Genomic DNA, 7947 nt, shown 5'->3' with positions numbered 1-7947 from the left:
TGTCCCCAATCAATTCATCGTCGACATAAACACGCACGGTTTCATCGGGGTCTGCTTTGCCAGCAACAAACAACGTGTCGTTTTCAACTTCAACGGCTTCTATTGTGATTGTTTTAAGAGGTTCAACGACCTTTGCAGGTTCAGGCTTCTTCTCTTCGATAATAGTTGCAACTCGCTCAACAGGAGGTTCCTTGACCACAGGCTCTGCAGCTGGCGCTGCGACTGTTGGTGTTTCTGGGCTTGAAGCTTCTGGAGCCTTGAGCGCTTCTGGTTGAACTGCTTCTGGTTGGGGCGCTTCAACAACCACTTCTTCTACAACAGGTGCAACTTCTTCTTGCTGCTCCAACAACAGGCGCGCGACCCGCTTTTTGCTTTCCTTGCGTGCTTCCTTCAATGGTTCTTGCACAACTTCTGGCGTTAGCTCGGGTTTGATTTCCTCAGCCGTAACGCTCTCAACAACCTCTTCAACCTTAGCAACAACGGTCTCTTCAACTGCAGGCTTGGCTTTTTCAAGTACGGTAACCGCGTCGGCAACTGGTTTAGAAACCGGTTTTGGTACATCTATTATTTCTGGCGCAGCAGCGACAACTTCCTTCGCAGGGGCTGCATCTACAACTTCTGGCGTTGGCTCTGGGTCTGGCGTGTTCACGACCACAACAGGTTCTGGCTCCGCTTTCGGTTTTGGCTTTTGCAAAATTTCAACAGGCTTACCTGACTCAACAAGGGCAACCAGCACGTCCCCTTGCTCTGGAATAGCAACCGCTACTTGTTGCTCAGACGTCACCGTCGTTCCATCTGAGAGCTTTGAGCGGATAGATATCTGGTTGTCTGCCCCTTTGAGCGGGGTATCAGGCAGAACAACGAAGGCTCCGGCATCATCTACCGTCGCCGTGCCGATAGGCTGTTCACCGTTCATGAGCGTAACCTCAGAGGTCGGCTCCGCCTGCCCAGCAACCAACATGCTGCCATCTTTTTCAACACGTACAATATCAAATGTGGGCGTTAGGGGTGCAGCGGGAGTTTCCTCAACTATCTTTGCGGCCGTCTCTTCTGGGGCTTTTTCAAGCGGCGCAGCTTTGGACGCACCTTCTTCAACGGTTTTTGGTTTTTTCAGCTCAGGTTCTGCAAGCTTCGCAATCTCTGTCTTTTGGTTTTCTTGATAGCGATCATAGGCAACATAACCACCAACGGCGGTCGCGCCTGCTCCAGCGATTGCAAAAAAAATCAATAATGGATTCACGAAACTATCCCAATCAACTCAATACTCTATATAATAGAGACACCATCCAACTTTTAGTAAAATACGTCGAGAGCGCGAAAAACACAAATTTGTGTGAAATAATCCCTCTTCCCCAAAAGGAGCTTAAAGAAAATGATTTCAAGTGTCTGTGTCTTTTGCGGATCAAGTCTCGGTAAAAATCCAATCCATGCCGAACAAGCGCTCGCCTTTGGCCATATTCTAGCGGAGAACAAAATTCGTCTGGTTTATGGCGGCGGCGACACGGGATTGATGGGCAAAGTAGCGCGCGGTGCACTGGACAATGGTGGCAAAGTCACTGGCATCATTCCTGAATTTCTAACCAGCAAAGAGCGGATCGGCGACAGCCTTGATGAGCTGGATGAAGTCATCATTACGCAGGATATGCACCAACGTAAAATGCATATGTTTGAAAAGTCAGATGCATTTGTCGCCCTACCCGGTGGCATTGGCACGCTGGAAGAGCTTGTCGAGCAGCTCACATGGTCGCAGCTCGGCCAACACGCAAAGCCTATCGTTGTTGCTGACTTTGGTGGGTTTTGGGCGCCTTTTTTTGAACTGGTCGATCACATGAAGGATCAATCATTCATAGGTGGTGACTTTGATGTGAGTTTTGGGCACGTCAAAACGGCAGAAGAAATTTTACCTGAGTTACAAAAATTGGCGTAGGGCAATCCTGCCTAGTCGCCAATTTCTTTATATAACTTGTAACGCATGGAATCGATCAGCGCATCAAATGACGCATCAATGATGTTTTCTGATACGCCAACGGTAAACCACTGATTGCCCTTACCGTCTCGGCTTTCTATCAAAACGCGGGTGATCGCGGATGTGCCGCCGTTTAATATGCGCACCTTAAAATCGACCAATTCCAAATCTTCAATTTGAGATTGGTATTTGCCAAGGTCTTTGCGTAGCGCTTTATCAAGAGCGTTGACTGGACCGTTGCCCTCCGCGACAGAATGAGACTCCTCACCGTCCATCAAAATTTTCACAACCGCTTCCGAAATAGTGACCTTGTCGCCAATCGCATTAAAGCGGCGCTCAACCATCACGCGGAAACTTTCCACGTTGAAGTAATCTGGCACGGTACCAAGACGACGACGGGCTAGCATCTCTAGGGACGCGTTGGCATCCTCATAGGAATAACCGCGACCTTCGCGTTCTTTGATTTCTTGCAACAACCCATCAAGGCGCCGGTCTTTGTGATCAACCTCAATACCCATGGTGGAAAGTTGAGAAAGCAAGTTTGACTTTCCCGCTTGATCAGACACCATGACATTGCGTTTATTGCCAACTGATTCAGGTGGCACGTGCTCATAAGTCTCCGGCTCTTTCACAATCGCTGAGGCGTGAATGCCTGCTTTTGTTGCGAATGCAGACGAGCCAACATAGGGCGCCTGACGATTCGGAGATTGGTTTAAAATTTTATCAAAAGCCTTTGATATTGAAGATATTTTTCTTATCTCTTGAATCGATACATTAAGTTCAAATTTCCTGGAAAATTCCTCTTTCAACAGCAATGTCGGCAATAGCGTTATTAAGTTCGCATTACCACACCGCTCCCCAATGCCGTTCAATGTTCCTTGCACATGACGCACGCCCGCACGGATGGCAGCAAGCGAATTTGCGACCGCATTGCCCGTGTCATTATGGGTGTGAATGCCAAGGTTAGATCCGGGCACAACCGTCTTCACATCAGCGATAATCGCCTCAATTTCATGGGGCAATGTGCCGCCATTTGTGTCGCATAATACGACCCATTGAGCGCCCGACTTATAAGCTGTTTCAGCAACACTTAAGGCATAATCTCGGTTCGCTTTGTAGCCGTCAAAAAAGTGCTCACAATCAAGCAAAACTTGCTTGCCGCGTTCTTGAGCAATGGTCAGCGTTTCTGAAATTGAGTCTAGATTTTCCTCATTGGTGCAGCCGAGAGCAACCTTCACATGATAGTCCCAAGCCTTCGCCACGAAACAAATCGCATCCGCTTCAGCGTCCAAAATCGCATTCAAACCCGGATCATTAGATACAGAAACACCCGCCCGCTTGGTCATGCCGAAGGCTGTAAATGTCGCCTCCTTCGTCCGCTTCTTTGAAAACAGCTCCGTGTCGGATGGGTTCGCACCGGGGTAACCACCCTCAATATAATCAACACCAAGGTCTTCCAGCATGTCGATGATTTGCAATTTTTCCTCGAGAGAAAAATCAACGCCGGGGGTTTGTTGCCCGTCGCGCAATGTGGTGTCAAAGATGACGATTTTTTCGCGTTCATTGCTCATCGTTTTAACTCCCACGTCGTCACGCGCTCACCAGTGTCAGCGTCTTTGCCGTCTTTAAGCTGAATGCCGTCTGCCAACAATTCATCACGGATACGGTCCGCCTCGCCCCAGTTTTTATCTTTAAAGTGCTGAAGCCGCTCTGCAATCAAGCTGGCAATAGCAGCTTCATCAACGCCGCTTGTATCTGCACTTGCAGGAAGCCCCATAAACTCCAGCGCCTCGCGAAGAGGTGCGCCAGATAAATCATTCAATGCATGAATGGCGGCACTGCTGTTTAGATCATCATGAAGAGTAGCGATGACAGTATCGAGACTGCCTTTGTCCTCTCCCTCATCCACACGGCGCTGCATTTTGACCAAGAGGTTCTCAGCTTCTTCCAACCGCTTCACGCTAAAATCAATCGGTTCACGATAATGGGTCATTAGCATTGCAAGGCGCACAATTTCACCGGCCCATTGGCGACCGCCGACTTTGTCTGTGTGCAGCACTTCATAAACAGTGATGAAATTGCCGAGCGATTTCGACATCTTCTCACCTTCAACCTGCAAGAAACCGTTGTGCATCCAAACATTTGCCATGCTTGGCACATCAAAAGCGCAGCAACTTTGGGCAATCTCGTTTTCATGGTGCGGAAAGACCAGATCAATTCCGCCACCGTGAATATCAAAGGTTTTGCCGAGATAACGCTCACTCATGGCCGAACATTCAATATGCCAACCTGGACGGCCATAAATGGCGATAGTTTCGCCTTTATAGGCAAATGATGCATCCCAACCGGGCGCCTTGTCATCTGATTGCTTCCAAAGCACGAAATCCGCTGGATTTTCTTTGTGACTTTCAACAGCAACGCGGGCACCCGCCTGCTGCTCATCCAATTTGCGGTTAGAAAGCGCACCGTATGCTGTCATGCTATCAACACTGAACAGCACTTCATTACCCTCCCCACCCTTGGCAACATAAGCATGACCTTTGTCGATGAGGGTTTGAGCAATCTGGATCATTTGCTCAATATTCTCAGTGGCGCGGGGCTGAACGTCTGGATCAAGACAACCGAGCGCGCCCATATCGTCCATGAATTGATTGGCTGTCTTTTCCGTCACTTCACGGATTGCCTCATTCAACGACATCTTGCCAGAGGAAATTGCTGCTCCGTGATTTTCCAAAGCACGCGCATTAATTTTGTCGTCCACGTCAGTGATATTGCGGACATAGGTTACAGCTTTATCACCATAAACATGGCGCAAAAGACGAGCGAGAAGATCAAACACGATGACAGGGCGCGCGTTGCCAATATGGGCAAAGTCATAAACTGTTGGTCCACAGACGTAGAGGCGCACATTTTCCGGATCAATCGGAATGAAAGACGCCTTCTCGCGACTCAACGTATTGTAAAGCGTGAGTTCTACCGTCATTTCTTCAATCCTCATTATCTCAAAAACACCACTAAATTAGCACAGCATTATATATCGCTTGCATCCTAGCCGGGCGTTCTTTGTCTGCATTTAAATAGAGAAAGGGAACGGCCAGCTTTTAGGAGCTAGCAGATAATAATGCCGCCAATAATGATGCATGCATAAGCATTTAAACCGTTCATGCAGGCACTTTTGCGCCATTCACCCCATTCCGTCAACCACTTGATTCTCCAAAACATGATTTGCAGCGATTAGCCAACCTGAATTTTATCTGAACAATGCTCTCACAATGAGTTCAGCGAGGGATTGCTACTATCCAGACACTAACACGAAACCGAAACTCAACTGAGGAGTTAAAGATGCTGTATTCTTTCCGTTCATTCTTATTATTGAGCCTTATCGTGGGAACAATTGGCCTCTACCTCGTAACCCTTGTGCAAGTGGTAAGTGAACCGAAGCCTGCATTCACAAAAATCCCAACTCCTACCGCCATCATCACACAAGCAACCACGTAGATTGGTCAGTTATTCTCGTGTTTTAGGAGTATGAGCTCTACACTTATTTTGAGTTGTTGCTGTGGAAGTCTCAGGGAAATGCTGATATTTGTGTTGCTCGATCAAAAAATGTGGCCGCAAATCAAACACCGATAGGACTTCTAATGTCTAAAGATGACGCAACGTTAAACGAGCTGGATCAGAACGCGCTTTTCTATCACGAGTATCCAATACCCGGAAAATTAGAAATCAGTGCAACGAAACCACTTGGAAACCAGCGCGACTTAGCCCTTGCTTATTCACCCGGTGTTGCGGCTCCTTGTCTTGAAATCGAGAAAAATCCCGATGATGCAGCGAAATACACGGCCCGCGCCAACCTTGTCGGTGTCGTCTCAAACGGAACAGCTGTTTTAGGATTGGGCAATATCGGCGCGCTAGCGTCCAAGCCCGTCATGGAAGGTAAGGCCGTTCTCTTTAAAAAGTTCGCAGGCATTGATGTTTTCGATATTGAGGTTGATGAAACTGATATCGATAAGTTCAGTGATGTTGTTGCCGCCATGGAGCCAACATTCGGCGGGATAAATCTTGAAGACATCAAGGCACCAGAGTGCTTTATGATCGAAGATCAGTTGCGCGAACGCATGAATATTCCTGTTTTCCATGATGACCAGCACGGCACCGCCATCATTGCGGCTGCAGCTGTTACCAACGCGCTTAGCCTTTCTGGCAAGAAAATGGGTGACATTAAACTTGTAACCTCAGGCGCAGGTGCAGCGGCCCTCGCCTGTCTCAACTTGCTCGTTAATCTAGGCGTTAAACGTGAGAACATTTGGGTGTCTGACATTGACGGCGTCGTCACGACTGACCGTAAAGAGAACTTAGACCAATGGAAAGCTGTCTATGCACAAGATACTGACGCTAAAACACTTGATGATATTATCGAGGGTGCGGACGTTTTCTTAGGCCTTTCTGCTGCCAATGTTTTGAAGCCTGAAATGGTGAAGAAAATGGGTGACACGCCGCTCATCATGGCGCTCGCCAATCCAAACCCTGAAATTATGCCAAATGACGCGGTAGCCGCTCGTCCCGATGCGTTGATTTGTACGGGCCGCTCTGATTTTCCAAATCAAGTAAATAACGTGCTTTGCTTCCCGTTCATCTTCCGTGGCGCGCTGGATGTTGGTGCGACAACGATCAATGAAGACATGAAAATGGCAGCAACCAACGCAATTGCGGCTCTTGCTCGTGAAGCTGTTGATGATGCCAGTGCTAAAGCAATGGGTGGCGAAATTCCACGCTTTGGTCCGGGCTATTTGATCCCCTCACCATTCGATCAGCGCTTGATGTTGCGCATTGCGCCAGCTGTTGCCAAAGCGGCAATGGATTCAGGCGTTGCTACCCGCCCGATCGCGGATTTTGATGCCTATCAAGCGAAATTAAACCGCTTCGTTTTCCGTTCTGGCATGGTGATGAAACCAATTATCGAACGCGCGAAAGCAGAGCCTGCGCGTATCATCTATTCAGACGGCGAACATGAACGCGTGTTGCGTGCTATCCAAGTGGTCATCGAAGATGGCTTGGCAAAACCGATTTTGATTGGTCGTCCGGAAGTCATTTCGCAGCGGATCGAGCGTTATGGTCTTCGTTTGAAGCCAGACGTGGATTTCGAAATTATCAACCCACAAGAAGACAAACGTTATCGCGAGTATGTGGAATTGATGCACGAATTGACAGGCCGCAAAGGTATCACCCCAATTGCTGCCAAAAACCTTGTGCGTACCAATACCTCTGTCATTGGTGCCTTGGCTGTAAAACGCGGCGATGCAGATGCGCTTATCTGCGGCCTTGAAGGACGTTTTGCCCGCCACCTCAAAGTATTCAACTGGATATTTGAACTAAGCGAACACGCCCATGACATCTCAGCAATGAGCTTGCTGATTAATCAACATGGCACATTCTTCTTTACTGATACCCATGTAACCATTGATCCAACGGCAGAAGAAATTGCAGAAACTGCTGTTATGGCTGCCGCAGATGTTCGACGTTTTGGTATCGAACCAAGGGTTGCTCTTTTGTCGTATTCGAACTTCGGATCGCGCGAAACAGCCGAAAGTCGGAAAATGCATAAAGCTCTGGAACTATTGCATGATATGGCGCCAGATATGATTGTGGATGGCCCAATGCATGCCGACGCGGCCCTCAAACCTGCTCAGCGTGATCGTGTTATTTCAAATTCACCGTTGGGCGATAAACCTGCAAACTTGTTCGTTTTCCCTGATTTGAATGCAGCAAATATCACGATGACAATGGTAAAAGGGATGACAGACGCGCTTCACGTTGGCCCTATTATGATGGGAACGAAGGAAGTTGCTCACGTCATAACACCATCCGTAACATCACGCGGTATCGTCAATATGACAGCGATTGCGGCGTCAAATGTGGCTGATAGAAAAAGCGAAGGATAAGTCTTCGCCTCGACTTGTAATGTAAGCAGCCATAATTTC

6 protein-coding genes are annotated in these 7947 nt (G+C 48.2%); 3 read left to right on the top strand and 3 right to left on the bottom strand.

Annotated features, from left to right (window positions below; genetic code table 11):
- Positions 1 to 1228 (bottom strand): Ig-like domain-containing protein (locus ABJO30_08465; GenBank protein MEP3232844.1); only part of this gene is annotated, 1228 nt, incomplete at its 3' end.
- Between the two features lie 144 nt (positions 1229 to 1372).
- Between ABJO30_08465 and ABJO30_08460 the strand changes: the two genes are divergently transcribed.
- Positions 1373 to 1927, top strand: coding sequence for a TIGR00730 family Rossman fold protein (locus ABJO30_08460; GenBank protein MEP3232843.1), 555 nt, complete (start codon positions 1373 to 1375; stop codon positions 1925 to 1927).
- 11 nt (positions 1928 to 1938) lie between these two features.
- Here ABJO30_08460 and cimA read toward each other — a convergent pair whose 3' ends face one another.
- The gene (cimA, locus tag ABJO30_08455; GenBank protein ID MEP3232842.1) at positions 1939 to 3537 is read right to left on the bottom strand and encodes a citramalate synthase; all 1599 of its coding nucleotides are present in this window, start codon (positions 3535 to 3537) and stop codon (positions 1939 to 1941) included.
- Entirely contained in the window at positions 3534 to 4949 is a 1416-nt protein-coding gene (gene cysS, locus ABJO30_08450) for a cysteine--tRNA ligase (GenBank protein MEP3232841.1), read from the bottom strand. Before cysS ends, cimA begins: the two co-directional genes overlap by 4 nt.
- 359 nt (positions 4950 to 5308) lie before the next feature.
- On the opposite strand from cysS, the gene ABJO30_08445 reads away from it, so the two are divergent.
- A complete protein-coding gene (locus tag ABJO30_08445; GenBank protein ID MEP3232840.1) occupies positions 5309 to 5464 on the top strand; it encodes a hypothetical protein in 156 nt (51 codons plus the stop codon).
- Positions 5465 to 5607: 143 nt separating this feature from the next.
- On the top strand, positions 5608 to 7908 hold the full coding sequence (locus tag ABJO30_08440) for an NADP-dependent malic enzyme (protein ID MEP3232839.1): 2301 nt from the start codon (positions 5608 to 5610) through the stop codon (positions 7906 to 7908).
- The last annotated feature ends 39 nt before the right edge of the window (positions 7909 to 7947 follow it).

This window comes from Hyphomicrobiales bacterium, from assembly GCA_039973685.1.
GTDB lineage: Bacteria > Pseudomonadota > Alphaproteobacteria > Rhizobiales > JACESI01 > JACESI01.
The sequence above is the reverse complement of the archived record's forward strand: the minus strand, read 5'-3'. Positions and strand labels throughout refer to the sequence as shown.